At 65.4% G+C, this 24,385-nt stretch carries 20 protein-coding genes; 12 read left to right on the top strand and 8 right to left on the bottom strand.

Going from position 1 to position 24,385, the window contains the following annotated elements; all coding sequences use genetic code 11:
• Window positions 1–6: 6 nt before the first annotated feature.
• The 6 genes from WCE05_RS09830 to WCE05_RS09805 form a co-directional block, all read right to left on the bottom strand.
• Window positions 7–873 carry a symmetrical bis(5'-nucleosyl)-tetraphosphatase gene (locus WCE05_RS09830; RefSeq protein WP_368815823.1) on the bottom strand — a complete coding sequence of 289 codons (867 nt, stop codon included), beginning with the start codon at window positions 871–873 and terminating at the stop codon, window positions 7–9.
• Window positions 873–1,253: a Co2+/Mg2+ efflux protein ApaG gene (gene apaG, locus WCE05_RS09825; protein ID WP_225786437.1), complete on the bottom strand. Its 381-nt coding sequence runs from the start codon at window positions 1,251–1,253 to the stop codon at window positions 873–875. The genes WCE05_RS09830 and apaG overlap by 1 nt, the downstream gene beginning before the upstream one ends.
• A 213-nt stretch (window positions 1,254–1,466) precedes the next feature.
• Window positions 1,467–2,276 carry a 16S rRNA (adenine(1518)-N(6)/adenine(1519)-N(6))-dimethyltransferase RsmA gene (gene rsmA, locus WCE05_RS09820; protein ID WP_253080182.1) on the bottom strand — a complete coding sequence of 270 codons (810 nt, stop codon included), beginning with the start codon at window positions 2,274–2,276 and terminating at the stop codon, window positions 1,467–1,469.
• The gene (gene pdxA / locus WCE05_RS09815) at window positions 2,273–3,262 is read right to left on the bottom strand and encodes a 4-hydroxythreonine-4-phosphate dehydrogenase PdxA (RefSeq protein WP_225786435.1); all 990 of its coding nucleotides are present in this window, start codon (window positions 3,260–3,262) and stop codon (window positions 2,273–2,275) included. Before pdxA ends, rsmA begins: the two co-directional genes overlap by 4 nt.
• Window positions 3,259–4,575: a peptidylprolyl isomerase SurA gene (surA, locus tag WCE05_RS09810; protein WP_225786434.1), complete on the bottom strand. Its 1,317-nt coding sequence runs from the start codon at window positions 4,573–4,575 to the stop codon at window positions 3,259–3,261. Before surA ends, pdxA begins: the two co-directional genes overlap by 4 nt.
• The gene (locus WCE05_RS09805) at window positions 4,556–7,375 is read right to left on the bottom strand and encodes an LPS-assembly protein LptD (RefSeq protein ID WP_368815822.1); all 2,820 of its coding nucleotides are present in this window, start codon (window positions 7,373–7,375) and stop codon (window positions 4,556–4,558) included. Before WCE05_RS09805 ends, surA begins: the two co-directional genes overlap by 20 nt.
• Window positions 7,376–7,505: 130 nt before the next feature.
• Here WCE05_RS09805 and WCE05_RS09800 point away from each other — a divergent pair, with 130 nt between their 5' ends.
• From WCE05_RS09800 to WCE05_RS09790, 3 genes are read left to right on the top strand one after another with little or no spacing between them, the layout of a single operon-like run.
• The gene (locus tag WCE05_RS09800) at window positions 7,506–8,525 is read left to right on the top strand and encodes an aminoglycoside phosphotransferase family protein (protein ID WP_253102138.1); all 1,020 of its coding nucleotides are present in this window, start codon (window positions 7,506–7,508) and stop codon (window positions 8,523–8,525) included.
• Window positions 8,522–9,193, top strand: a complete 672-nt coding sequence (murU, locus tag WCE05_RS09795; RefSeq protein ID WP_225786431.1) for an N-acetylmuramate alpha-1-phosphate uridylyltransferase MurU — start codon at window positions 8,522–8,524, stop codon at window positions 9,191–9,193. Before WCE05_RS09800 ends, murU begins: the two co-directional genes overlap by 4 nt.
• A 1-nt stretch (window position 9,194) precedes the next feature.
• Window positions 9,195–9,959, top strand: a complete 765-nt coding sequence (locus WCE05_RS09790) for a TerB family tellurite resistance protein (RefSeq protein ID WP_368815821.1) — start codon at window positions 9,195–9,197, stop codon at window positions 9,957–9,959.
• Between the two features lie 173 nt (window positions 9,960–10,132).
• Here WCE05_RS09790 and WCE05_RS09785 read toward each other — a convergent pair whose 3' ends face one another.
• Entirely contained in the window at window positions 10,133–11,131 is a 999-nt protein-coding gene (locus WCE05_RS09785; RefSeq protein ID WP_368815820.1) for an alpha/beta hydrolase family protein, read from the bottom strand.
• Window positions 11,132–11,225: 94 nt separating this feature from the next.
• On the opposite strand from WCE05_RS09785, the gene WCE05_RS09780 reads away from it, so the two are divergent.
• From WCE05_RS09780 to trpE, 9 genes are all read left to right on the top strand, one after another.
• The gene (locus tag WCE05_RS09780; protein ID WP_368815819.1) at window positions 11,226–13,613 is read left to right on the top strand and encodes a transporter substrate-binding domain-containing protein; all 2,388 of its coding nucleotides are present in this window, start codon (window positions 11,226–11,228) and stop codon (window positions 13,611–13,613) included.
• 10 nt (window positions 13,614–13,623) lie between these two features.
• Window positions 13,624–14,253: a response regulator transcription factor gene (locus WCE05_RS09775; RefSeq protein ID WP_225786427.1), complete on the top strand. Its 630-nt coding sequence runs from the start codon at window positions 13,624–13,626 to the stop codon at window positions 14,251–14,253.
• Between the two features lie 281 nt (window positions 14,254–14,534).
• Window positions 14,535–15,659, top strand: a complete 1,125-nt coding sequence (locus WCE05_RS09770; protein WP_225786426.1) for an ABC transporter ATP-binding protein — start codon at window positions 14,535–14,537, stop codon at window positions 15,657–15,659.
• A 40-nt stretch (window positions 15,660–15,699) separates the two neighbouring features.
• Window positions 15,700–16,734: an ABC transporter substrate-binding protein gene (locus WCE05_RS09765; RefSeq protein ID WP_225786425.1), complete on the top strand. Its 1,035-nt coding sequence runs from the start codon at window positions 15,700–15,702 to the stop codon at window positions 16,732–16,734.
• 67 nt (window positions 16,735–16,801) lie between these two features.
• Window positions 16,802–18,049, top strand: coding sequence for an ABC transporter permease (locus WCE05_RS09760; protein ID WP_253080175.1), 1,248 nt, complete (start codon window positions 16,802–16,804; stop codon window positions 18,047–18,049).
• A gap of 11 nt (window positions 18,050–18,060) precedes the next feature.
• Entirely contained in the window at window positions 18,061–18,888 is an 828-nt protein-coding gene (locus tag WCE05_RS09755) for an ABC transporter permease (RefSeq protein ID WP_225786423.1), read from the top strand.
• Between the two features lie 181 nt (window positions 18,889–19,069).
• The gene (rpe, locus tag WCE05_RS09750; protein ID WP_225786422.1) at window positions 19,070–19,744 is read left to right on the top strand and encodes a ribulose-phosphate 3-epimerase; all 675 of its coding nucleotides are present in this window, start codon (window positions 19,070–19,072) and stop codon (window positions 19,742–19,744) included.
• Entirely contained in the window at window positions 19,741–20,559 is an 819-nt protein-coding gene (locus tag WCE05_RS09745; protein WP_225786421.1) for a phosphoglycolate phosphatase, read from the top strand. Before rpe ends, WCE05_RS09745 begins: the two co-directional genes overlap by 4 nt.
• A 70-nt stretch (window positions 20,560–20,629) precedes the next feature.
• Window positions 20,630–22,111: an anthranilate synthase component I gene (gene trpE, locus WCE05_RS09740; RefSeq protein WP_225786420.1), complete on the top strand. Its 1,482-nt coding sequence runs from the start codon at window positions 20,630–20,632 to the stop codon at window positions 22,109–22,111.
• 78 nt (window positions 22,112–22,189) lie between these two features.
• Here the strand turns inward: trpE and estP are convergent, their stop codons facing one another.
• The gene (gene estP / locus WCE05_RS09735) at window positions 22,190–24,079 is read right to left on the bottom strand and encodes an esterase EstP (protein WP_368815818.1); all 1,890 of its coding nucleotides are present in this window, start codon (window positions 24,077–24,079) and stop codon (window positions 22,190–22,192) included.
• Window positions 24,080–24,385: the final 306 nt, after the last annotated feature.

The raw sequence follows: 24,385 nt of genomic DNA, 5'->3' as shown, positions 1-24,385 counted from the left end.
TTTCCTTCAGGACTGGTCATTGATTCTAGCCGGTTGTGCCGGCGGGCGCGGGGTGCCGTCGTCGGCGCAGTCGCAGCGGTGGAATTCGCCGCTGTCGACGTTGTACAGGGTCATCGCGCCGCCCCACACGCAGCCGGTGTCCAGGCCGATGACGTCGGGCACGTCGACACGCCCCTCGAGGGCGGCCCAATGGCCGAAGATGATCTTCACGTGGCGTGAACGGCGATCCTTGTGGGCGAACCAGGGCTTGTAGCCCTTGGGCGCGCTGCCTGGGCCTTCCTTGCTCTTGAGGTCGAGCTTGCCTTCGGCGGTGCAGAAGCGCATGCGGGTGAAGTAGTTGGTGATGACCCGCAGGCGTTCTATGCCGGTCAGGCTCTTGCTCCACTTGTTCGGCTCGTTGCCGTACATGCCATCCAGGTACAGTTTCAGGCGGCTGTCGTCGTGCAGGACTTCCTCCACCTCGGCGGCCAGCTCCAGCGCCTTGCCCAAGGTCCACTGGGGCGGGATGCCGGCATGAACCATGGCGATGCCTCGGGGCTCGTCGTAGTGCAGCAGTTTCTGCCGGCGCAGCCAGTCGAACAATTGGTCGGCGTCCGGTGCCTCGATGATTTCGCGCAGGGTATCGCTTTTCTTCAGGCGTTCGACGTTGTGCCAGGCGGCCAGCAGGTGCAGGTCATGGTTGCCGAGCACGCAGACCAGCGAATCGCGGATGCCATAGAGAAAGCGCAAGGTTTCCAGCGACTCGGGGCCACGGTTGACCAGGTCGCCGACCAGCCAGAGACGATCGACCGTTGGGTCGAAGCGTACCCGTTCGAGCAGGCACTTCAGTGGCTGCAGGCAGCCTTGCAGGTCGCCGACCGCATACACCGCCATCAGTGCAAGGCTCCCGGTACGGCCAGGCGGAAGGGGGCGATGAGGGCATCGAAGTGCTGACCGTCCTCGGCGAGCATCTGGTAGCTGCCCTGCATGGTGCCGACGCGGGTGGTGATCACCGCGCCGCTGCTGTAGGTGTGGCTCTGGCCCGGCTCGATGAGTGGCTGCTGGCCGACCACGCCGGCGCCGCGTACTTCCTCGACCTCGCCGTCGCCGTTGGTGATCAGCCAATGGCGTGACATCAATCGGGCCTTGACCGAGCCGTTGTTCTGCACCGTGATGGTGTAGGCGAAGGCGAAACGGTCGTTGTCGGGGTCGGATTGTTCTGTGAGATAGCGGGTGACGACGCTGACGTCGATCTGGTAGCGGGGGTCGGACATGCAAAGGCCTTGGACGAACGGACGCAAATACGGCAATGGGTGCAGTCTAGGCCATTGGCGGGGGTGTAGGCCAGTTGTGCGGGCGGTCGGTGACTGCCGGGGCCCATTTGCAGGCAAGCCCGCTCTCACAGGTGGCAGCGGTGTTCACGTGCCATGTGCCGTGCAGGGCACCTGTGGGGCTTGCCGGCGATGGGCTGCAACGCAGCCCCATGATTACAAGGCGCTGCCCTGCTGCTCTGCCAGCTGGTCAGCCAGGCGCACGAAGGCGGCCAGGTCGAGTTGCTCCGGTCGCAGGCTGCCATCGACGCCCGCCGCTTCGATGGCCTGGCTGTCGAGCAGCCCCTTGAGGGTATTGCGCAGCGTCTTGCGGCGCTGGTTGAAGGCTTCGCGGACGATACGCTCGAGCAGGCGCGGGTCCTTGGCAGGATGGGGCAGGGTCTCGTGGGGGACCAGGCGCACGATGGCCGAATCCACCTTCGGCGGCGGGTTGAAGGCGCCCGGGCCGACATTGAACAGGTGCTCGACCCGGCAGTGGTACTGCACCATGATCGACAGGCGGCCCCAGTCTCCACCGCCGGGGCCCGCAGCCAGGCGCTCGACCACTTCCTTCTGCAGCATGAAATGCATGTCGCGGATCAGCCCGGCATGCTCCAGCAAGTGGAAGATCAGCGGCGTGGAGATGTTGTAGGGCAGGTTGCCCACGACCTTGAGGCTGCGTGGCGGCACGCCCAACTGGTTGAAGTCGAACTTCAGGGCGTCGCCCTGGTGCAGGCGGAAGTTGGGGTTGCCTGCGAACTTGTGCTGGAGGATCGGCACCAAGTCCTTGTCCAGCTCCACGACGTCCAGCTGTGCGCCGCTGCCCAGCAGGCCCTCGGTGAGGGCGCCCTGGCCTGGGCCGATCTCCAGCAGGTGCTCGCCGGCCTTGGCGTTGATCGCCCGCAGGATGCGGTCGATGATCCCGGCGTCATGCAGGAAGTTCTGGCCGAAGCGCTTGCGCGCCCGGTGTTGGTATTGCTCGTTCATGGTCGGTTCTCGGCCATCTGGTAGGCGGTTTCCAGGGCGACGCGCAGGCTGCCGGTGTCGACCTTGCCGGTGCCGGCCAGGTCCAGGGCGGTGCCGTGATCGACCGACGTGCGGATGATCGGCAGGCCCAGGGTTACGTTGACGGCGGCGCCGAAGCCTTTGTACTTGAGTACGGGCAGGCCCTGGTCGTGGTACATCGCCAGCACTGCGTCGCAGTGCTCCAGGTATTTGGGGGTGAACAGGGTATCGGCCGGCAGCGGGCCGCGCAGGTCCATGCCTTCGTTGCGCAGGCGCTGCAGTGTGGGCTCGATGATGTCGATTTCTTCGCGGCCCAGATGGCCGCCCTCACCGGCATGCGGGTTGAGGCCGCAGACCAGGATGCGCGGATTGGCGATGCCGAACTTGTCGCGCAGGTCGGCATGCAGGATGCGCGTGACACGCTCCAGGCGCTCGGCGCTGATGGCGTCGGCGATCTCGCGCAGGGGCAGGTGGGTGGTCACCAGGGCCACGCGCAAGCCGTGGGTGGCGAGCATCATCACCACCTGGGCGGTGTGGGTCAGGTCGGCAAGGAATTCGGTGTGGCCGGAGAAGGCGATGCCGCTTTCGTTGATCACGCCCTTGTGCACGGGGGCGGTGATCATGCCGGCGAAATGCCCGTCCAGGCAGCCTTGGCCGGCCCGGGTCAGGGTTTCCAGGACGAAGGCAGCGTTGGCCTTGTCCAGTTGCCCCGGCACCACCTTTGCGGCCAGCGGCGTATCCCAGACGTACAGGCTGCCGGCGGGAGCCGGCTGGTCGGGCCAGGCGTCTACCGAGACGGGCAGCAGGTTGACGGCCAGCCCCAGTTGAGTGGCCCGCTCGGCGAGCAGGTCACGGCTGGTGATGGCGATCAGGGGGTGGGGCTGGGCCTCGGCGGCGAGCAGCAGGCACAGGTCTGGACCTATGCCGGCCGGCTCGCCGGGCGTGACGGCGAAGCGCAGGGGCTTCACTGGGCGGCCTGGTCGGCGCCAGGCAGCTTGATTTCAACGTAGGCTTCGTCGCGGATCTGGCGCAGCCAGGTCTGCAGCTCTTCGTCGTACTTGCGGTTGCGCAGGACGTTCATGGCCTGCTGCTCGCGGGCCTGTTCGGTGCTGTCGGTGGCGCGGCGGCCCAGTACTTCGAGCACATGCCAGCCGTATTGGCTGCGGAACGGACGGGACACCTCGCCCTGGGGGGCGCTGGTCATCACTTCGCGGAACTCCGGCACCAGGCTGTTGGGGTCGACCCAGTTGAGGTCGCCGCCGTTGAGCGCCGAACCCGGGTCTTCCGAGAAGCTCTTCGCCAGCTCGGCGAAGTCTTCGCCGTTCCTGATGCGCTCGTACAGGCGTTCGGCCAGCTGTTGGGTAGCCGCTTCGCTACGGATCTCACTGGGCTTGATCAGGATGTGACGGACATGCACCTCGTCACGCAGGACGTTGCCACCGCCACGCTTCTCCTCGAGCTTGAGGATGATGAAGCCGTTGGGGATGCGGATCGGCTGGGTGATGTCACCCACGGCCATGCTGCTGAGCAGGCCGGCGAAGTCTGGCGGCAACTGGCCGGCCTTGCGCCAGCCCATCTCGCCGCCTTCCAGGGCGTTCTCGCTGGCCGAGCGGGCGATGGCCATCTGGCCGAAGTCGGCACCCTGCTTGAGCTGCTGGTAGACCTCGCCAGCCTGCTGGGCAGCCGCCTGGATGGCGCTGGAATTGGCGCTTTCCGGGGTGGGGATGAGGATGTTGGCCAGGCGGTATTCCTCGGACAGCTGCATCTTGCCCAGGTCGGAGTTGAGGAAGTTCTTCACTTCCTGCTCCGAGACCTGGATGCGCTCGGCCACGCGGCGCTGGCGCACGCGGCTGATGATCATCTCGCGCTTGACCTGGTCGCGGGCGTCGTCGAACGACAGGCCGTCCTGGGCCAGGGCGGCGCGGAACTGCTCCAGGGTCATGCCGTTGCGCTGGGCAATGGTGGCGATGGCCTGGTTGAGTTCCTCGTCGGTGATGCGGATGCCCGAGCGTTCGCCGATCTGCAGTTGCAGGTTCTCGACGATCAGGCGCTCCAGGACCTGCTGCTCCAGGGCTCCGGGCGGTGGCGTGCCACCGCCGCGCTTGGCGATGGTCTGCTGCACTTCACGGATACGCTGGTCCAGCTGGCTCTGCATGACTACGTCGTTGTCGACGATAGCCACGACCCGGTCCAGGGGTTGCACCGCGGCATGCACCGCGCCACTCAGCAATACAGCGCCCAGCATCAGCGGGCGCAGTCGATCAATAAGCTTGCTCTTCACGTGTACGGTAACCTTGAATGCCTTCGTCGAGGAACGACTCGACCTTGTTGCCCACTACGCCACCGAGGCCTTTGAGCACGATTTGCAGGAAGACGCCGTGGTCGCCTTTTTCATTCTGCGGAACGGCCTGGCTGAAGTCGTCGTAGTCGAGCCAGTAGCGGTTGATCAAGCGCAGTTTCCAGCAGCAGTTGTCGTACTCGAAGCCACCCATGGCTTCCAGGGTACGGTTGCGGTTGTAATCGTGCTGCCAGCGACCGATCACGCTCCACTGCGGCACGATTGGCCAGATGACCGAGAAGTCGTGTTGCTCGATCTTGTAGTAGTCCTTGATGTAGTTCGGGCTGCCTGGAGTGCCGTAGTCGCCGCCGCCCACCTGCCAACGTCCGGTCAGCGAGTCGTAGCGGACCAGGTCGTTGCGGTAGCGGTAGCCCAGGTTGACGATCTTGTTCGGATTGTCCTCAGGCTGGTAGTGGAACATGGCGCTGCCCGAGCGAGGGCTGCGGCTGTCCGGGTCCCAGTTGTAGTCGGAGTTGAAGCGCCAGTCGCGGTTGAAGGCGTACTGGTACTCCAGGGCGTAAGGTGACACGTCCGATTGCGAGTCGTCGCGGGTACGCCAGTCGATGCCTGGCAGCTGGACCTTGCGGTCTTTGAAATAGAACGCTTGGCCAATGCTGAAACGCTGACGCTCGAAGCCATTTTCCTCGATCCAGCGGTTGGTCACACCCAGCGACAGTTTATTCTCGTCACCGATACGGTCAGAGCCGCTGAAGCGGTTGTCGCGGAACAGCGACGAGTAGTTGAAGTAGGTTTCGCCAGTATCGAAGACGGGAATATCCTTCTGATCCTCATACGGAACGTAGAGGTAGAACAACCGCGGTTCCAGGGTTTGGCGATAGTTCTTGCCGAACCACTGGGTGCTGCGATCGAAGTACAGGCCGCTGTCGACGCTGAAGACTGGAACGCTGCGGTTCTGGCTGCTGGAGAAGTCGCCTCGCAGGTCGCGGACTTCGTCAGTGGCAATGGCCAAGTCGTTCTTGCCCTTGCTGTCCAAGTCGAGGTCGTAGTGGGTGTATACATACTTAAGCTTCGGCGTGATGAAGCCGTAGCTGGCCTCCATGGGCAAGCTGATTGCCGGGGCCACGTTCAGGCGGGTGCCATTGGCACGGGCCAAACCGAAGATGTTCTCGTCAAGGCGCTTACCTGGTGCGCCTGCCGAACTATCCGGGTTGCCATCCTCATCGCGAACGAAGTCATCCTTCAGATCACGGTCGAAGCGAACCGCTTCGGTTTGGTAACTGAAGTCGAACCCGCCCGGATGGTACGGCAGCATGCCATTGAAGGTGATCTGCGGCAGCCTGTCGTATGGCGTGATGCGGGAGATGGTCGCCATTTCGTAGGCATGGGCGTTCAGCCGAGCGACATAGCCCTCTCCGCGATAGGTTAGTGTACCGCGCTGGTCGACGACATCCTTACTCTCGACCCCAATCTGATCCGACTCCAGATCCTGGAAGTAGAACGGATCGCTGATGTCGGTGTAGTCCACCTCGGTCATCAACCGCGAATCCAGGCCGCCCTTGTGCTGCCAGTTGACCATCCAGCGTTGGTCCTTGTAGTCGGTCTGGTCCTTGCGGTCATCGTCCTGGTCGTTCAGGTACGCGCCGCCGAACTGGCCTTCGCTGGACTTGGTCAGGTAGCGGAACTCGCCTTCCATCAGCAGGCCACGCTTGGTCATGTAGCGTGGGTACAACGTGGCGTCGTAGTTCGGCGCCAGGTTGAAGTAGTACGGCGTGACCAGCATGAAGCCGGTGTCGCTGCTGGTGCTGAACGACGGCGGCAGGAAGCCGGACTGGCGACGATCGTCGATCGGGAAGTAGATGTACGGTGTATAGAACACCGGGAAATCCTTGACCCGCAGGGTGACGTTGGTCGCGGTACCGAAGCCGGTGGCCGGGTTCAGGGTGATGTTGTTGCCCTTGAGCTGCCAGGCGTTGCTGTTCGGCTCACAGGTGGTGTAGGTGCCGTCCTTGAGGCGAATGATGGCATTCTCGCCACGCTTGGCGTACAGGGCATTACCGCGGATGCGCGATTTGTGCATCACGTACTCGGCGTTGTCGACCTGGGCTTCGCCGGTGTCCAGCTGGATTTCTGCCTGGTCGCCAACGACCAGCGAGCCGTTGTCGCGCAGCTTGACGTTACCCTTGAGCTCGCCCCGGTTTTCGGCCTGGTACAGGTTGGCCTCGTCGGCCTCGACCTGCATGCTGCCCTGGCGCATGACCACGTCGCCGGCGAGCGTGGCGATCTGCTGTTCCTGCTGGTAGCGGGACACCTTGGCGTTCAGGTAGGTCGGCGACTCGTCCTTGGGCGTGGTGTCGTTCATGCCCGGGCGTTCCGGCTCGATGTACGCACCGGCGCAGTACGGGCCGGTCTCGGCCAACTGGGCAGGGGTGAGCTTCTCGCGCGGGACCCAGTCCAGGTGGCTGTAGTCTTCGCTGCGCGACTTCAGGCCACGGCCCTTGCTCTCGGTGACCAGGACCGGCTTGGGTTCGGCGCTGGCCTCGGCGACCTGCGCCTCGGTACCCTCGCTGCTGGAGCTGGGGGCGGCGCCTTCGTGCACCGGACGCGGTGGCAGGTTGCTGGCAGCGGTCTTGGGCTTGCAGTCCCAGCCACCGGAGGCGGACACTTGGCAGTCGAACTGCTCGGCTGCCACCACATAGGGGGTGGCCAGAGGTTGCAGGGCCAGCAAGCCGCCAGTCACCAGCAGCGGGAACTTTCTACGAAACGCGGGGGATTTCAATGCCATCTTATTAGTCCGGGCTTCCTTCGTGCCATCTGCCCGCGTGTGGGGCCGCACGCCTCTCGATGGTCTGGAAAAGATGCTGGATAATAAAGCATGACCCGCTTGACGGCTAGGGCCGTCGGAGACCCTTGTAATGCCCGATCACGATGTACGCCTGCAGCAACTGACCGCCTGGCTCGATGAGCAGCTCCACCCTCTTTTCCATGACAACGCCTGGGGCGAAGTGCCCGAAGGCACCTTGACCGCTGCCAGTAGCGATGCGAGTTTCCGTCGCTATTTCCGCTGGCAGGGCGGCGATCATAGCTTCGTGATCATGGACGCGCCTCCACCTCAGGAGAACTGCCGCCCCTTCGTCGATATCGACCACCTGCTGGCCAGCGCCGGTGTGCACGTGCCGATCATCCATGCCCAGGACCTGGAGCGTGGCTTCCTGCTGCTGGGGGATCTTGGCCGCCAGACCTACCTGGATATCATCGACGCCGACAACGCCGATGCACTGTTCGCCGATGCCATCGACGCCTTGCTGGCATTCCAGCGCCTGCCGATGACAGCACCGCTGCCGAGCTACGATGTTGCCTTGCTGCGTCGCGAACTGGAGCTGTTCCCGCAGTGGTACGTCGGCCATGCCCTGGGCCTGGCGCTTTCCGAGGCCCAGCAGGCGGCCTGGGAGCGGGTCAGCCAACTGCTGATCGACAGCGCCCTGGCCCAGCCCAAGGTGTTGGTGCACCGCGACTATATGCCGCGCAACCTGATGCGCAGCGAGCCCAACCCAGGCGTGCTGGACTTCCAGGACGCGGTCTACGGCCCGGTGACCTATGACATCACCTGCCTGTTCAAGGATGCCTTCGTCAGTTGGCCCCAAACCCGTGTCGAGGGCTGGCTGCGCGACTACTGGCAGAAGGCGCGCGAGGCGGGTATCCCGGTGCAGGACGACTTCGAGGCATTCCACTGCGCCAGCGATCTGATGGGCGTGCAGCGCCACCTCAAGGTGATCGGCATCTTCGCCCGTATCTGCCACCGTGATGGCAAGCCCCGCTACCTTGCCGACGTGCCACGCTTCTTCGCCTACATCGAAGAGGTCATCGGTCGTCGGCCCGAGCTGGCCGAGTTGGGCCAACTGATCGCTGAGCTGCAGACCGGGGCGCGCCCATGAAGGCGATGATCCTGGCGGCGGGCAAGGGCGAGCGCATGCGCCCCCTGACCCTGCACACCCCCAAGCCACTGGTGCCTGTCGCTGGCCAGCCCTTGATCGAGTACCACCTGCGCGCACTGGCCAGGGCAGGTTTCACCGAGGTGGTGATCAACCATGCCTGGCTCGGCCAGCAGATCGAGGACCACCTGGGCGATGGTTCACGCTTCGGCCTGAGCATCCGTTATTCGCCCGAGGGCGAGCCGCTCGAGACCGGTGGCGGGATCTTCAAGGCGCTGCCGTTGCTGGGCACGGCGCCGTTCCTGCTGGTCAATGGCGATATCTGGACCGACTACGACTTCACCCGCCTGCGCACTCCGCTGGAGGGGCTCGCGCACCTGGTGCTGGTGGACAACCCCGGGCATCACGGGCGCGGTGACTTCCGCCTGGAAGGCGAGCGAGTCCTCGACGGTGACGAGGCCGCCGATACCCTGACGTTCAGCGGCATCTCGGTGCTCGCCCCGGCACTGTTCGAAGGCTGCCAGCCCGGTGCCTTCAAGCTGGCGCCACTGCTGCGCAAGGCCATGGGCGAGGGGCGGGTGAGCGGCGAGCACTACCGTGGCCGCTGGGTCGATGTCGGGACCCTGGAGCGCCTGGCCGAGGCCGAGCGCCTGATCGTCGGGTGCGACTGACATGTGGTGGCCGAGCACGGTGATAGGCGCCGGCGCCGGCTTTGCCCTGGCCAGCATCCCAGGTGCCCTGCTGGGTGCCCTGCTAGGCCAGGCCATGGACCGTCGCCTGCGCCTGCAGGGCTGGGAGGATGTGCGAGAGCGCCTGGGCGGGCGCCCGGCGCTGCGGGACGAAGAACTGCTGTTCGTGTTGCTCGGGCGCTTGGCCAAGAGCGATGGCCGGGTTGGCGAAGGGCATATCCAGCAGGCGCGTCAAGAGATGGCGCGCCTGCACATGGCCGAGCCTGCGCGGCTCCGGGCGATTGCCGCCTTCAACCGTGGCAAGTCGGGCAAGGATTCTCTGGCGCGTCACCTGCAACGGATCAGCCAGCAGCCCCATGCCGCGGAAGGGACGGTGCGCGCCTGTTGGCGGATGGTCTGGGCCGACGGCAAGGCAGGCCTGCGCGAGCGTGAGCTGTTGCTGGAGTGGGGGCGGGCGATGGGGCTGACGCGACCCCAGGTGCAGGCCCTGTCCCTTGAATACGAACCCCGCAGGGGCGCACCGGAAGGTGGCGCGATGACCTATGCGGCGGCCTTGCGCCTGCTTGGCGTCGAGGTCGACACCGATGTCGACGCGGTGAAGCAGGCCTACCGCCGTCTGCTCAGCCGGCATCACCCGGACAAGCTGGTCGGTAGTGGCGCGAGCGACGCGCGGGTGCGTGAGGCGACCGAGCGTACTCGTGAGTTGCACCAAGCCTATGCCCTGGTGCGCAAGCGGCGGGGGCTTTGAGCAGCTGCAAGCTTTAGCGGCACGCTGCAAGATGAGCCGGGTAGATAGCTCCACTCTATACGACTGAAAAGCCGCAAGTAGGCGCCTTGACACAGGACCTGCTTGCGGCTTGGAGCTTGCGGCTTATTGACGGGACAAGCGCCATGAGCCTGCTGGTCGACTCGAAACGGCAATCACTCCTGCGGCATCAACCACCCTCGAACCCGGCGGAACAGTTGCTCTTGCTCCGCCGCCGCGTTACCCGGCATGGCGATCAGCGACAGTTGCCGGTACTGGCTGTCCTTCTGCCGCTTGCTGGCCTGCAGGCGCAGCTCGGCGGCCTGGCGGTCGCGGGGGCGCGTGGCGTAGTAGAGGTCGGCGGTGGGCAGCTTGAGGGGCGGCGCCAGGCTCTGCAGGTCGTGCTCCACCCGTGCTGGCGTCTGCGCCGCGATCATCACCAGCTTCTGTACCTGGGGCGGTTGCCGCTCACCCAGGTAGCGCGCTGCCCAGTAGGCGCCGCTGCCATGGCCGAGCAGGACGATGCTGCGAGGGTTGTGTTGCTGGGCATAGGCCAGCGCTGCGTCGAGGCGGGCGAAGATGCGCTCGGCATCGGCTTGGTCGCCTTGCTCCCCGGCTTCACTGGCGTCAGTGCCTTGTGCACTGTCGGCCTCGGCAGCGGTGGCTTGGGCGACGTTGGCGTTGGCGTCGGCCGGGGTGTCCTGGGCTGGCGCGGTCTCGCCCTGGTTGTCTGTCGGCTCTGCTTCCGGCGTGCGCTCGGCGCGTGCCTGCGGGCTGTCGACGACCAGGTCGGGAAGGCTGACGCTCAGGCTATGCCAGCCGACATCGGGAAACTTGTGGCGCAGCGGGCCGACCACCTTGGGCCAGTCAGCATTTTCTCCCGCACCCGGGACGATGATTACCGCCCCCTTCGGATCACTGTCGTTGGCCGGTTTCCACAAGGCCAGGAAGCTCTCGCCGCCGGCCTGCAAGGTCTGCTGTTCGGCTTTGGGCACCAGGCGCTCGAGCGCCTGGGCGTCTTCTTCGCTGCGTTCGGCCAGGGGCGGGCGTGGCGCGGGGGCGGTTGCTGCCTTGGCGGCAGCGTCTGGTTGCTCGGCCTCGGCGGCCTGTGCGCCGAGCGGTAGGATCGAAGCCAGGCAGAACAGGGCCAGCGTCGTGCGATAAAGTGTGAACATGAATCAACCCAAGGCCAGAATGATACCGGCAGCCTAATAGTATTTGTCCGTGACGACCAAGCAGATGGCCGTCCTTGCCAAGACGAGCGTATAGATGAAGCGAGTGCGTCGCCTGTTGGTTATCGGCTGTTTGTGGCTGCCCTTGATCGCCCTGGCCAGGCCTGAGCCTGCGCCGTCGGTGGTGCTGGAGCCGGCCCAGCAGCAATGGCTGGACGACCACCGCAGCCTGCGGGTCGGTGTGGTGCTGCAGGCGCCCTATGCCCAGTTCGATCGCCGCCTGCAGCAGTTGTATGGCGCCAACGTCGAGTTGGTGAACTGGCTGGCGAGGGCACTCCGGCTGGACCTCACCTGGCGCAACTTCAGCGATCAGGCGGCCCTCGAGCATGCCTTGCAGGCCGGCGAGATCGATTTCGCGCCAGGGCTGATGCAAACGCCGGCCAGCCTGCGCCTGTGGCTGTTCAGCGACCCCTACATGCGCATACCACAGCTGGTGGTCGGTGCCCGCACCGGCGCGGTGGCGGTCGAGTTGGAGAAACTGGGTGCCAATGACCGGGTCGCGGTGCGCATGCCCAGTGCCCTGGCCGATTACCTGCGAAGCAACTATGGCAACCTGAACCTGCAAGGCGTTCCCGATGAGCGCGAGGCCTTGCAGCTGGTGTTGGGGGCGCAGGCAAGCTACGCAGTGCTCGACGAAGCCCAGCTCAGCCGGCTGTCCCGGGAGGGAGAGTTCGGTGACCTGGCGGTGGTCGGCGACATTGGCCTGCCACAGTTGCTGCGGGTCGGCTCGCGGCGCGACTGGCCCTTGCTGGCCGATGTCCTGGAGCGCGGCCTGCAGGCCATGCCGGCCAAGGAGTTGGAGCAGCTGCACCAGCGCTGGCTGCAACCCAAGTACCCGCGCCTGAGCGAGACCACTGGTTTTTGGCAGAACCTCGCCCTGCTGTTCGGTCTGTTGTTGCTCTGTGCCATGGCCACGCTGGTCTGGCAGCGCCGCCAGCAGCGTCAGCTGGAGCGCAACCTGCTGGCGGCACGGGAAAACCTGGCCGAACGGCAGATGCGCGAAGAGGCGCTGCGCCTGAGCCAGTTCTCCATCGACCAGAGCACCGTGGGTATCCTCTGGGTCAACTGGGACAGCCATATCCGCTACGCCAACCATGCCGCCGAACGCATGCTCGGCTGTGGCGAGGGCGAGCTGCTGGAGCGGCCGCTGATCGACTTCGAGCCGGCCTTGCACATGGACCGCTGGCTGGAGCTGTGGAGGCGCGTGCGCACCGGCGAGGGTGGCGTCGAACAGTTCGAGACCCATTGCCTGCGTGCCGATGGCAACCTGCTGCCGGTGGACCTGTCGCTGAGTTTCCTGCGCTTTCGTGATGCCGAATACCTGGTGGTGTTCATCACCGATGTCACCGAGCGCCGCCGCGCCCTGGCTGCTCTGCGCGAGAGCGAGGCGCGGCTCAAGGGGATCGCCGGCAACGTGCCGGGGCTGGTGTTCCGCCTGGAGCGCGACCCCGCCGAGGGCGACCTGGAGTTCCCCTACATCAGCGAAGGCAGCGAGGCGTTGGTCGGCTACGCGCCCGCCGACATCCAGCACCCCGACATGGGGTTGCGCAATCTGGTCCACCCGCAGGACCGCGCCGACTACCATCGCGTCCAGGACTTGGCCCTGGCCAGCGATCAGGACTGGTCCTGGCAAGGGCGCATCCTCACGCGCCAGGGCGAGGAGCGCTGGGCCGACATCAAGGCCAGTACCCGACGCCTGCCCGATGGCCGAGTGGTGTGGGATGGCATTGTCTGGGACATTACCCAGAGCAAGCGGGTCGAGCATGCGCTGGCGCGCTCGCAGGAACAGTTGCGCGAGCTGTCGGCGCACCTGGAAAGCGTGCGCGAGGAAGAGAAGGCGCGTATCGCCCGGGAGGTGCATGACGAACTGGGGCAGATGCTCACGGTGCTCAAGCTCGAAGTCTCCATGTGCGAACTGGCCTACGCCGAACTCGACCCAGGCCTGAACGAACGCCTGGCCAGCATGAAACGCCTGATCGCCCAGTTGTTCCAGCTGGTGCGCGATGTGGCGAGCGCCTTGCGTCCGCCGATTCTCGATGCGGGCATTGCCTCGGCCGTCGAATGGCAGGCACGGCGTTTCGAGGCACGCACGCAGATCCCCTGCCTGGTACAGGTGCCGGAGAATCTGCCACCATTGAGCGATGCCAAGGCCACCGGGCTGTTTCGCATCCTGCAGGAGGCGCTGACCAACGTCATGCGCCATGCCCAGGCGCATACCGTGCAGATCGAGCTGGCGCGCGAAAACGGCTCGCTGCGGATGACCGTCATCGATGATGGCGTGGGGTTTCGCACCGACCAGTCCCGGCCGGCGTCGTTCGGCCTGGTGGGCGTACGCGAGCGGGTGCTGATGCTGGGCGGCAGCATGACCCTGGACAGCGAGCCGGGCGAGGGCAGCAGCCTGAGCGTGGCCATACCATTGGATTAGGAGAGCGACCGTGATTCGAGTGCTGGTGGCCGAAGACCACACCATCGTCCGCGAGGGCATCAAGCAGTTGATCGGCCTGGCCAAGGACATGCAGGTGGTGGGGGAGGCCGGCAACGGTGAGCAATTGCTCGAGACCCTGCGCCATACGCCCTGCGAGGTGGTGTTGCTGGATATCTCCATGCCGGGGGTGAACGGCCTGGAGGCGATTGCGCGGATCCGGGCGCAGGGCAATCCGCCGGCAATCCTGGTGCTGTCGATGCACGACGAGGCGCAGATGGCCGCTCGTGCCCTGAAGGCTGGCGCCGCTGGCTACGCCACCAAGGACAGCGATCCTGCCCTGCTGCTGACGGCCATCCGCCGCGTGGCAGGCGGTGGGCGCTACATCGACCCGGCACTGGCCGACCGCATGGTCTTCGAGGTCGGCCTGACCGAGACGCGACCCCTGCATACCCTGCTCTCGGAGCGTGAGTTCTCGGTGTTCGAGCGCCTGGCCCAGGGCGCCAACGTCAACGACATCGCCCAGCAACTGGCGCTCTCCAGCAAGACCATCAGCACCCACAAGGCGCGCCTGATGCAGAAGCTCAAGGTCAACTCACTGGCGGAACTGGTGAAGTACGCCATGGAGCACAAGCTGGTGTGAGTGTCCCGTTTGCGACATGGGGTGAGCCCGGGGGGCTCCCGGCCTGTGCGAGCAAGCCCGGCCTTCGATTGGGGCTGGGCTGCGGCGCAGAGCACCTTCGGTTGGCGCAAGCTCTATGGGGGCGGGCCGCTGGAATGTCTGAAACCGTCACGCTTGTAGGGCAATCCCTACAGCAAATCTTCCATCCGGATGATGGCATTCTCTCAGCACCCCCGATTTCCGGGGGCTTGCCGCTTCTCTAGTCTTGGCTCACGCAGTCATTCCAAGAAGAAGGTGCAGGCATGAGCGAGGTGAATTCGAACGCTGCCGGTGGCGAGACGCTGGTAGCTTTCCGGGGTGTACAGAAGAGCTACGACGGCGAATCGCTGATCGTCAAGGACCTCAACCTGGACATCCGCAAGGGCGAGTTCCTCACCTTGCTCGGCCCGTCCGGCTCGGGCAAGACCACCAGCCTGATGATGCTGGCCGGCTTCGAGACCCCCACCGCCGGCGAGATCCAGCTGGCCGGGCGTTCGATCAACAACGTGCCGCCGCACAAACGCGACATCGGCATGGTGTTCCAGAACTACGCGCTGTTCCCGCACATGACCGTGGAAGAGAACCTGGCCTTCCCCTTGAGCGTGCGCAACCTGAGCAAGACCGACATCAGCGAGCGGGTCAAGCGGGTACTGGCCATGGTCCAGCTCGATGCCTTCGCCAAGCGCTACCCGGGCCAGCTCTCCGGTGGCCAGCAGCAGCGGGTGGCCCTGGCCCGCGCCCTGGTGTTCGAGCCGCAGCTGGTGCTGATGGACGAGCCGCTCGGCGCGCTCGACAAGCAGTTGCGCGAGCACATGCAGATGGAGATCAAGCACATCCACCAGCGCCTGGGCGTGACCGTGGTCTACGTGACCCACGACCAGGGCGAGGCGCTGACCATGTCCGACCGGGTGGCGGTGTTCCACCAGGGCGAGATCCAGCAGATCGCCGACCCGCGCACCCTCTATGAAGAGCCGCGCAACACCTTCGTCGCCAACTTCATCGGCGAGAACAACCGCCTCAACGGCACCTTGCTGTCGCACGATGGCGACCGCTGTCAGGTGCAGCTGCCCCGCGGCGAGCGGGTCGAGGCGCTGGCGGTGAACGTGGGGGCGGCGGGCGAGCCGGTGACCCTGTCGATCCGCCCGGAGCGGGTGCGCCTCAACGGCCACAGCGAGCGCTGCGTCAACCGTTTCTCCGGCCGGGTGGCCGAGTTCATCTACCTGGGCGACCACGTGCGGGTGCGCCTGGAAGTCTGCGGCAAGGCCGACTTCTTCGTGAAGCAGCCGATTGCCGAGCTCGACCCGGCCCTGGCCGTGGGCGATGTGGTACCGCTTGGCTGGGAGGTGGAGCACGCCCGCGCGCTCGATCCGATTGCCGAAGCCCACTGATGGTTTGCTTCACCAACCCTGTACTGTGGAGAGAATAATAATGCGCAAGCAGTTGAAACTGACCGCCCTGGCCCTTGGCCTGTTCGCCGCCGGCCAGGCCCTGGCCGCCGACCTGACCGTGGTGTCTTTCGGCGGTGCGAACAAGGCCGCCCAGGTCAAGGCGTTCTACGAGCCATGGGAGAAGGCGGGCAAGGGCAAGATCATCGCCGGTGAGTACAACGGCGAAATGGCCAAGGTCAAGGCCATGGTCGACACCAAGAGCGTGTCCTGGAACCTGGTGGAGGTGGAGTCGCCAGAGTTGGCCCGTGGTTGCGACGAGGGCATGTTCGAGGAGCTCGACCCGGCCCTGTTCGGCGATGAGGCCGACTACGTGCCTGGCGCCATCCAACCCTGTGGCGTGGGCTTCTTCGTCTGGTCCACCGTGCTGGCCTACAACGCCGACAAGCTCAAGACCGCGCCCACCAGCTGGGCTGATTTCTGGGACACCAAGCAGTTCCCGGGCAAGCGCGGCCTGCGCAAGGGGGCCAAGTACACCCTGGAGTTCGCCCTGATGGCCGACGGTGTGGCGCCGAAGGATGTGTACAAGGTGCTGGCCACCAAGGAAGGCCAGGACCGTGCCTTCAAGAAGCTCGACGAGATCAAGCCGAGCATCCAGTGGTGGGAGGCCGGTGCCCAGCCGCCCCAGTACCTGGCCTCGGGTGACGTGGTCATGAGCTCGGCCTACAACGGCCGCATCGCCGCGGTGCAGAAGGAGAGCAACCTCAAGGTGGTGTGGAACGGCGGCATCTACGACTTCGACGCCTGGGCCATTCCGAGGGGCGCCAAGGATACCGACGAAGCGAAGAAGTTCATCGCCTTCAGCGTGCAGCCCGAGCAGCAGAAGATCTACTCCGAGAACATCGCCTATGGCCCGGCCAACGCCAAGGCGGTCAGCCTGCTCTCGGACGAGGTGAAGAAGGACATGCCGACCACGCCTGAGAACATCGCCAACCAGGTGCAGATCGACGTGGCCTTCTGGGCCGACAACAGCGAGCAGCTGGAACAACGCTTCAACGCTTGGGCGGCGAGGAAGTAAGCCGCACCGAGGGAGCGCCGGGGAACGGCCCGGCGCTCCTCGTTCCCCAGATTTTTCGGAGTTCGCCATGGCCATTGCAGTGCCCCTGAACGAAGGCGCAGGTAAAAGCCTCAAGCAGCGTCTCAAGCATGCCGAGCGGGTCAACCGCTGGAAAGCGCAGGCGTTGATCGCGCCGCTGGCGCTGTTCCTGTTGCTGGTGTTCCTGGTGCCGATCGCGGCACTGCTGTACAAGAGCGTCGGCAACCCGGAGGTGGTCGCCGGCCTGCCACGTACCGTCGAGGCCGTGTCGCAGTGGGACGGCAAGGGCCTGCCGGGCGAAGAAGTGTACAAGGCGCTCAGTCAGGACCTGGCCGAATCGCGTCGCAACCAGACCTTGGGCGACCTTTCCAAGCGCCTGAACATGGAGCTGGCCGGCTACCGCAGCCTGCTGGCCAAGACCGCCAGGGCGCTGCCGTTCAAGACCGAGCCGAGCGCCTACAAGGATGCCTTGCAGACGCTCGACGAGCGTTGGGGCGATCCGGCCTATTGGCAGGCGATCCGCCGCAACACCAGCACGGTCACGCCGTTCTACCTGCTGGCCGCACTGGACCACCGCATCGACGACCTGGGCGAGCTGGCCAAGGCCACGCCCGACCAGGCGATCTACCTGGACATCTTCGCCCGCACCCTGTGGATGGGCGTGGTGATCACCGTGATCTGCCTGCTGCTGGCCTATCCGCTGGCCTACCTGCTGGCCAACCTGCCGACCCGGCAGAGCAACCTGCTGATGATCCTGGTGCTGCTGCCGTTCTGGACCTCGATCCTGGTGCGGGTGGCGGCCTGGATCGTGCTGTTGCAGTCGGGCGGCCTGATCAACAGTGCGCTGATGGCGGTGGGCATCATCGATGAGCCGCTGGAGTTGGTGTTCAACCGCACCGGCGTGTACATCTCGATGGTCCATATCCTCCTGCCGTTCATGATCTTGCCGCTGTACAGCGTGATGAAGGGCATCTCGCCCAGCTACATGCGCGCGGCGATCTCCCTGGGTTGCCATCCGTTCGCCAGTTTCTGGCGGGTGTACTTCCCGCAGACCTATGCCGGTGTCGGCGCCGGTTGCCTGCTGGTGTTCATCATCTCCATCGGCTACTACATCACCCCGGCGCTGCTCGGCAGCCCCAACGACCAGATGGTCAGCTACTTCGTCGCCTTCTACACCAACACCAGCATCAACTGGGGCATGGCCACCGCGCTGGGCGGGTTGCTGCTGCTGGCCACCGTGTTGCTGTACCTGATCTATAGCTGGCTGGTCGGCGCCAGCCGCCTGCGCCTGAGCTGAGGAGCCTTGCCATGCTGAGCCCTTACATGTCGCCCGTGGAGCGGGTCTGGTTCTACAGCCTGCGAATCCTCTGCGGCCTGATCCTGCTGTTCCTGGTATTGCCGGTGCTGGTGATCGTGCCGTTGTCGTTCAACAGCGGCAGTTTCCTGGTCTACCCGCTGCAGGGTTTTTCGCTGCAGTGGTACGAGGACTTCTTTTCGTCCGCTGAATGGATGCGTTCGTTGAAGAACAGCATCATCGTCGCCCCGGCGGCCACCGTGCTGGCCATGGTGTTCGGCACCCTGGCCGCCATCGGCCTGACCCGCAGCGACTTTCCTGGCAAGTCGCTGGTGATGGCCCTGGTGATTTCGCCGATGGTGGTGCCTGTGGTGATCATCGGCGTGGCCAGCTATCTGTTCTTCGCCCCGCTGGGCCTGGGCAACAGCTTCATCTCGCTGATCCTGGTGCATGCGGTACTGGGCGTGCCGTTCGTCATCATCACCGTGTCGGCGACCTTGCAGGGCTTCAACTACAACCTGGTGCGGGCGGCGGCCAGCCTGGGAGCCTCGCCGCTGCTGGCCTTCCGCCGGGTGACTTTGCCGCTGATCGCGCCCGGGGTGATCTCCGGGGCGTTGTTCGCCTTCGCCACGTCGTTCGACGAGGTGGTGGTGACCCTGTTCCTCGCCGGGCCCGAGCAGGCGACGTTGCCACGACAGATGTTCAGCGGCATCCGCGAGAACCTGAGCCCGACCATTGCCGCGGCGGCGACCTTGCTGATCGCCTTTTCGGTGGTTCTGCTGCTGACCCTGGAGTGGTTGCGCGGGCGGAGCGAGAAGATGCGAACCCAGCAGCCGACCTGATTGGCAGGTTGTGCCGGCCCTTTCAAGGGGTATTTGGGGCTGCAAGGCAGCCCCAAAGATGACAAAGCGCTGCCAACCGAATGATTTTGTGTCGCCATCGGCACCGCTTGACGCCAATCAGCCCCGATTCGCTCGCCTGGGTTACAATGCGCGCCACCGTGATTCTGCCAACAGGTGCGCCATGCAGCCCTACGCTATTGCCCCCTCCATCCTCTCCGCCGATTTCGCCCGCCTGGGCGAGGACGTCGACAAGGTGCTCGCCGCTGGCGCCGATATCGTCCACTTCGATGTGATGGACAACCACTACGTACCCAACCTGACCATCGGCCCGATGGTCTGCAGCGCCCTGCGCAAGTATGGCGTGACCGCGCCGATCGACGTGCACCTGATGGTCAGCCCGGTCGACCGCATCATCGGCGACTTCATCGAAGCCGGCGCCACCTACATCACGTTCCATCCGGAAGCCTCCCAGCACATCGACCGCTCCCTGCAACTGATCCGCGACGGTGGCTGCAAGGCTGGCCTAGTGTTCAACCCGGCCACCGGCCTGGACGTGCTGAAGTACGTGATGGACAAGGTCGACATGGTCCTGCTGATGAGCGTCAACCCAGGCTTCGGTGGCCAGAAGTTCATCCCCGGCACCCTCGACAAGCTGCGCGAGGCGCGCGCCTTGATCGATGCCAGCGGCCGTGACATCCGCCTGGAGATCGATGGCGGCGTCAACGTCGGCAATATCCGCGAGATCGCGGCCGCAGGTGCCGACACCTTCGTGGCGGGCTCGGCGATCTTCAATGCGCCGGATTACCAGGACGTCATCGCCAGCATGCGCGCCGAACTGGCCCAGGCCCACCCATGAGCGGCTTCGAGCAGCTGTTCCCAGGGACGCTGCCCAGGCTGGTGATGTTCGATCTGGATGGCACCCTGATCGATTCGGTCCCCGACCTGGCTGCCGCCGTGGATCGCATGCTGCTCCAGATGGGGCGCCCGCCCGCTGGCCTGGAGGCCGTGCGCCAATGGGTCGGCAATGGTGCCCAGGTCCTCGTGCGCCGCGCCCTGGCCGGCGGCCTGGATCACGCAGGCGTCGACGATGCACTGGCCGAGCAGGGCCTGGCCCTGTTCATGGAGGCCTACGCCGAAAGCCACGACCTGACGGTGATCTACCCCGGGGTGCGCGACACCCTGCGCTGGCTGCGCAAGCAAGGCGTGGAGATGGCGCTGATCACCAACAAGCCTGAGCGTTTCGTCGGCCCGCTGCTCGATCAGATGAAGATCGGTCGTTACTTCCGCTGGATCATTGGCGGCGACACCCTGGCGCAGAAGAAGCCTGACCCGGCGGCCTTGCTGTTCGTCATGAAGATGGCCGGCGTCGCCCCCGCCGAGTCGCTGTTCGTCGGCGATTCGCGCAGCGATGTGCTGGCGGCCAGGGCGGCGGGTGTGCAATGCGTCGGCCTGACCTATGGCTACAACCATGGGCGGCCCATCGATGAGGAATCCCCCAGCCTGGTCATCGACGACCTGCGCGCCCTGCTGCCCGGTTGCTTAGTCCCGGCCACTGGGATAACGTTGGCGGACCTTCAAGCCTCACAAGACAGAGAGTCCACCGTGGCGGTTACCGGCAAATTCTGGATGAAAGTCATCAAGGCCCTGGCCCGTTGGCGCTGGCGCGCCTGACTTCCGCCCGCCGGCGCTTGCCGGCCCGTCCGCTTGCCCGACCCCATTGCTGCTTGCCACGAGGCTACCCATGACCCGCGAAGAATTCCTGCGCCTGGCCGCTGCCGGCTACAACCGCATTCCCCTGGCCTGTGAAACCCTGGCCGACTTCGACACGCCGCTGTCGATCTACCTGAAGCTCGCCGACCAACCCAACTCCTACCTGCTCGAGTCCGTACAGGGCGGCGAGAAGTGGGGGCGCTACTCGATGATCGGCTTGCCCTCGCGCACTGTGCTGCGGGTACATGGCTACCACGTGAGCATCTTGCAGGACGGCGAAGAAGTGGAAAGCCATGACGTCGAGGACCCGCTGGCGTTCGTCGAGGCCTTCAAGGATCGCTACAAGGTCGCCGACATTCCGGGTTTGCCGCGCTTCAATGGCGGCCTGGTCGGCTACTTCGGCTATGACTGCGTCCGTTATGTGGAAAAGCGCCTGGGCGCCTGCCCGAACCCGGATCCGCTGGGTGTGCCGGACATCCTGTTGATGGTCTCCGATGCCGTGGTGGTGTTCGACAACTTGGCGGGCAAGATGCACGCGATCGTGCTGGTCGACCCGGCTCAGGAGCAGGCCTACGAAGAGGGGCAGGCACGGCTCGAGGGCCTGCTGGACACGCTGCGCCAGCCGATCACCCCGCGCCGCGGCCTGGACCTGAGCGGCCCGCTCGCCGCCGAGCCGGAATTCCGCTCCAGCTACACCCGCGAGGACTACGAGAACGCGGTGGCCCGCATCAAGGAGTACATCCTGGCCGGGGATTGCATGCAGGTGGTGCCGTCCCAGCGCATGTCCATCGACTTCAAGGCCGCGCCCATCGACCTGTACCGGGCGCTGCGCTGCTTCAACCCGACGCCGTACATGTACTTCTTCAACTTCGGCGATTTCCATGTGGTCGGCAGTTCGCCCGAGGTGCTGGTGCGGGTCGAAGACAACCTGGTGACCGTGCGCCCGATCGCCGGCACCCGCCCGCGTGGCGTCACCGAGGAGGCCGACCGGGCACTGGAGGACGACCTGCTGTCCGACGAGAAGGAAATCGCCGAGCACCTGATGCTCATCGACCTGGGGCGCAACGACGTGGGCCGGGTGTCCTCGACGGGCAGCGTACGCCTGACCGAGAAGATGGTGATCGAGCGCTATTCCAACGTGATGCACATCGTCTCCAACGTCACCGGGCAGTTGCGCCAGGGCCTGACTGCCATGGATGCGCTGCGTGCCATCCTGCCGGCTGGCACCCTGTCGGGGGCGCCGAAGATCCGCGCGATGGAGATCATCGACGAGCTGGAGCCGGTCAAGCGCGGTGTCTATGGGGGGGCGGTGGGCTACTTCGCCTGGAACGGCAACATGGACACGGCCATTGCTATCCGTACTGCGGTGATCAAGGATGGCGAGCTGCATGTCCAGGCCGGTGGCGGTATCGTCGCCGACTCGGTGCCGGCGCTGGAGTGGGAAGAGACCATCAACAAGCGCCGCGCCATGTTCCGTGCGGTGGGCCTGGCGGAGCAGACGCCCAAGGCCTGATGGCTGGCATGAAGAAACGGCGCCCCTGGTGGGCGCCGTTTTTGTATCGGTTGGGGACGCAAAGCGACCCCAGGGGCTTCAAAAGTCCAGGCTCAGGGCCAGGCTCACTCCCTGCTGGGTCAGCTCATCGCTCTTGCGCCAGTTGTAGTTGCCACGCAGGTGCAGCCCCGGCGTCAGTTCATGGGTAAGCCCCAGGCTGGCACGGGTCAGGTTGCTGTGAGGGGTATAGCCGGTGAGTGTGAAATCATTGGCTGGCAGGGTGGCCAGACGCATCGTCAGGTCCTGGCGATCATCCTCGAACTCATGCTCGCGGGCGACCTCGGCGAACAGCCGGGTGCCCGGGGCGAATAGGTAGCTGCCCTGCAGCCCCACTCCCAGGCGTCGCGAGGTACGGTCCTGATCGTCGAAGCCCAGCGCAGTGGAGCGCCCGCTCTTCTCGTCATAGCCATCCACCTTGACCCGGGCATAGTCGGCGCTGACGAACGGTGACAACTGCCAGTCGCTGCCCTCTGTCGCTAGGTTGTAACCCAGGCGACCCGACAGTGCCCAGGTTTCGCCGTCCGTGTCGCCTTTCTCGCTGCGCTCGCCCACGCCCAGGGCGAAGGTGCGCTCGAGGTCGTGGTAATCCAGGTGCCCCGCGGTCAAGGCGGCGTCCGCCCACCAGCGCTGCTGGCGGAACTGGGCGAACAGCGTGGCCAGGTAACTGTCGAGCTTGTAGTCCGAGTCCTGTTCGCCGGCCTCCAGTTTCTGCCGATAGACGCCTGCGGCCAGGCCGATGCGCCAGGCCTCGTCGAGCCGGTAGCTGCCGCCGAGGGTCAGGTTGTAGCCCCGCCCGTCGCCACTGGCGGCGCTGCGCTGGTCGTCGAAGTCCAGGTCCTGGGCGCCAGTGGCGAGAATGGCCTGCCATTGGCCGACGGCTTGCCAGGGTGTCTGCCACTGGTTGCGCAGTTCGTCCTGGTGGGCGCGCAGGCTGGCGTGGGCCATTTCTGGAAGCAAGGTCAGCTCCCAGGGAGCGGCGATGATCGAGTAGGCGTAGTCGGCGATCAGCCGCTGGCCGGCGATGGTCGGGTGCACCGAGTCGTTGAACAGCAGCCGGCTCGGGTCCGGTGTGGGGCCATTGATGCCGTAAACCGGGTTCTCCACGCAACTGCCGCCGCTGTAGCAGGTGCCGACCAGGTCCTGGTCGGCCGCAAGGCCGAACTGCGCCGGGCTGGCGAGGGCCTCTTGGAGCAGGACGGGGATGTTCAGCGGGATGATCTCGGCGTCGACGCGGTCCAGTTGTTCCACCAAGGACTGGTTGAATACGCCGGACAACTGGGAGAGCGGGCCTTGCTGCGGTGTACCGCTGAAGTTCGGCGTCTGGCCCAGGTCGGGCAGTAGCCAGACCATGATGTAGCGGGCGCCGCCCTGCTGCAGCGCCTGGGCGCTGGCCGCCAGGCGCGCGCCAGCGGCTGCGGCATCGGCGGGGCTGTTGACCAGGCCCTGGAGGAAATCGTTGCCACCACCGGTCAGGTAGTAGAGCGCGTTCGGGTCGGCGCCCAGGCCGCTGGCCAGGTAGCCGGGGCGCTCGCGCAGTACGGCGCCGGCCCCAGGGTTGCCCGGCGGAATGACCGTCCGCGAGGTATCGGTGATCGAATCGAGGATCTGCTGGGTGGTGTAGCCGCCGACCGCCCAGTTGTTGCCGTCGGGGCGGACAGCCAGCGAGGTGGACGGGTTGAGGTCGGCCGGTGCCACGCCCAGGCGGCCGCCGAGCAGCATCGGCGAGACGGGCGCATAGTTGCCGTCGGTGTCACGGTTGGTGAAGCGCATGGCGGCGGTGCCACCGGCCAGGTCGGGGAACTGGCCGGCATCGCTGAGGCTGTCACCGAAGACGATGAGCGTCGAGTAGGGCGAGGGCGCCGCCATGGCCTGGCTGCAGGCCAGGGCCAGCAGGCCGAGCAGGGAACGCAGGAAGGGCGGTTTGCGCATGTCTGAATATCCTTTTCGTTGTTTTTATGAGGACAAGCCGACTGACCTTAGCAAATCGCAGGTCATGCTTTCCAAGTCCATTCGTTTCCCGGTATTTACGGGCATATTGCACCTGCCGCCCCGGTAGGCTACTGTGCCGTGACGTATGAACGAGACCTACCCCGTGTTGATCGTCAGCAGACTCCTGATGCGCGTTATCAAGGCCCACGCCCGTTGGCGTTGGCGCGCCTGACTTTATCTCCTGCCGGCTTGCCCGGCCCGTCCCCGTTTGCCTTCCATTCGCTGCACCTGCCGCCCCTTGCGGGA

The sequence above is a fragment of the Pseudomonas sp. I2 genome (assembly GCF_040984075.1).
GTDB lineage: Bacteria > Pseudomonadota > Gammaproteobacteria > Pseudomonadales > Pseudomonadaceae > Aquipseudomonas > Aquipseudomonas guariconensis_B.
Note: the sequence above shows the minus strand (reverse complement) of the source record. Positions and strands in the feature narration are given on the sequence as shown.

What these genes read in the sequence shown, in the direction of transcription:
- WCE05_RS09830 (WP_368815823.1), bottom strand. Translation starts at nt 873, where the DNA reads ATGGCGGTGTATGCGGTCGGCGACCTGCAAGGCTGCCTGCAGCCACTG.
- apaG (WP_225786437.1), bottom strand. Translation starts at nt 1,253, where the DNA reads ATGTCCGACCCCCGCTACCAGATCGACGTCAGCGTCGTCACCCGCTAT.
- rsmA (WP_253080182.1), bottom strand. Translation starts at nt 2,276, where the DNA reads ATGAACGAGCAATACCAACACCGGGCGCGCAAGCGCTTCGGCCAGAAC.
- WCE05_RS09805 (WP_368815822.1), bottom strand. Translation starts at nt 7,375, where the DNA reads ATGGCATTGAAATCCCCCGCGTTTCGTAGAAAGTTCCCGCTGCTGGTG.
- WCE05_RS09800 (WP_253102138.1), top strand. Translation starts at nt 7,506, where the DNA reads ATGCCCGATCACGATGTACGCCTGCAGCAACTGACCGCCTGGCTCGAT.
- murU (WP_225786431.1), top strand. Translation starts at nt 8,522, where the DNA reads ATGAAGGCGATGATCCTGGCGGCGGGCAAGGGCGAGCGCATGCGCCCC.
- WCE05_RS09790 (WP_368815821.1), top strand. Translation starts at nt 9,195, where the DNA reads ATGTGGTGGCCGAGCACGGTGATAGGCGCCGGCGCCGGCTTTGCCCTG.
- WCE05_RS09785 (WP_368815820.1), bottom strand. Translation starts at nt 11,131, where the DNA reads ATGTTCACACTTTATCGCACGACGCTGGCCCTGTTCTGCCTGGCTTCG.
- WCE05_RS09780 (WP_368815819.1), top strand. Translation starts at nt 11,226, where the DNA reads ATGAAGCGAGTGCGTCGCCTGTTGGTTATCGGCTGTTTGTGGCTGCCC.
- WCE05_RS09770 (WP_225786426.1), top strand. Translation starts at nt 14,535, where the DNA reads ATGAGCGAGGTGAATTCGAACGCTGCCGGTGGCGAGACGCTGGTAGCT.
- WCE05_RS09765 (WP_225786425.1), top strand. Translation starts at nt 15,700, where the DNA reads ATGCGCAAGCAGTTGAAACTGACCGCCCTGGCCCTTGGCCTGTTCGCC.
- WCE05_RS09760 (WP_253080175.1), top strand. Translation starts at nt 16,802, where the DNA reads ATGGCCATTGCAGTGCCCCTGAACGAAGGCGCAGGTAAAAGCCTCAAG.
- WCE05_RS09755 (WP_225786423.1), top strand. Translation starts at nt 18,061, where the DNA reads ATGCTGAGCCCTTACATGTCGCCCGTGGAGCGGGTCTGGTTCTACAGC.
- rpe (WP_225786422.1), top strand. Translation starts at nt 19,070, where the DNA reads ATGCAGCCCTACGCTATTGCCCCCTCCATCCTCTCCGCCGATTTCGCC.
- WCE05_RS09745 (WP_225786421.1), top strand. Translation starts at nt 19,741, where the DNA reads ATGAGCGGCTTCGAGCAGCTGTTCCCAGGGACGCTGCCCAGGCTGGTG.
- trpE (WP_225786420.1), top strand. Translation starts at nt 20,630, where the DNA reads ATGACCCGCGAAGAATTCCTGCGCCTGGCCGCTGCCGGCTACAACCGC.
- estP (WP_368815818.1), bottom strand. Translation starts at nt 24,079, where the DNA reads ATGCGCAAACCGCCCTTCCTGCGTTCCCTGCTCGGCCTGCTGGCCCTG.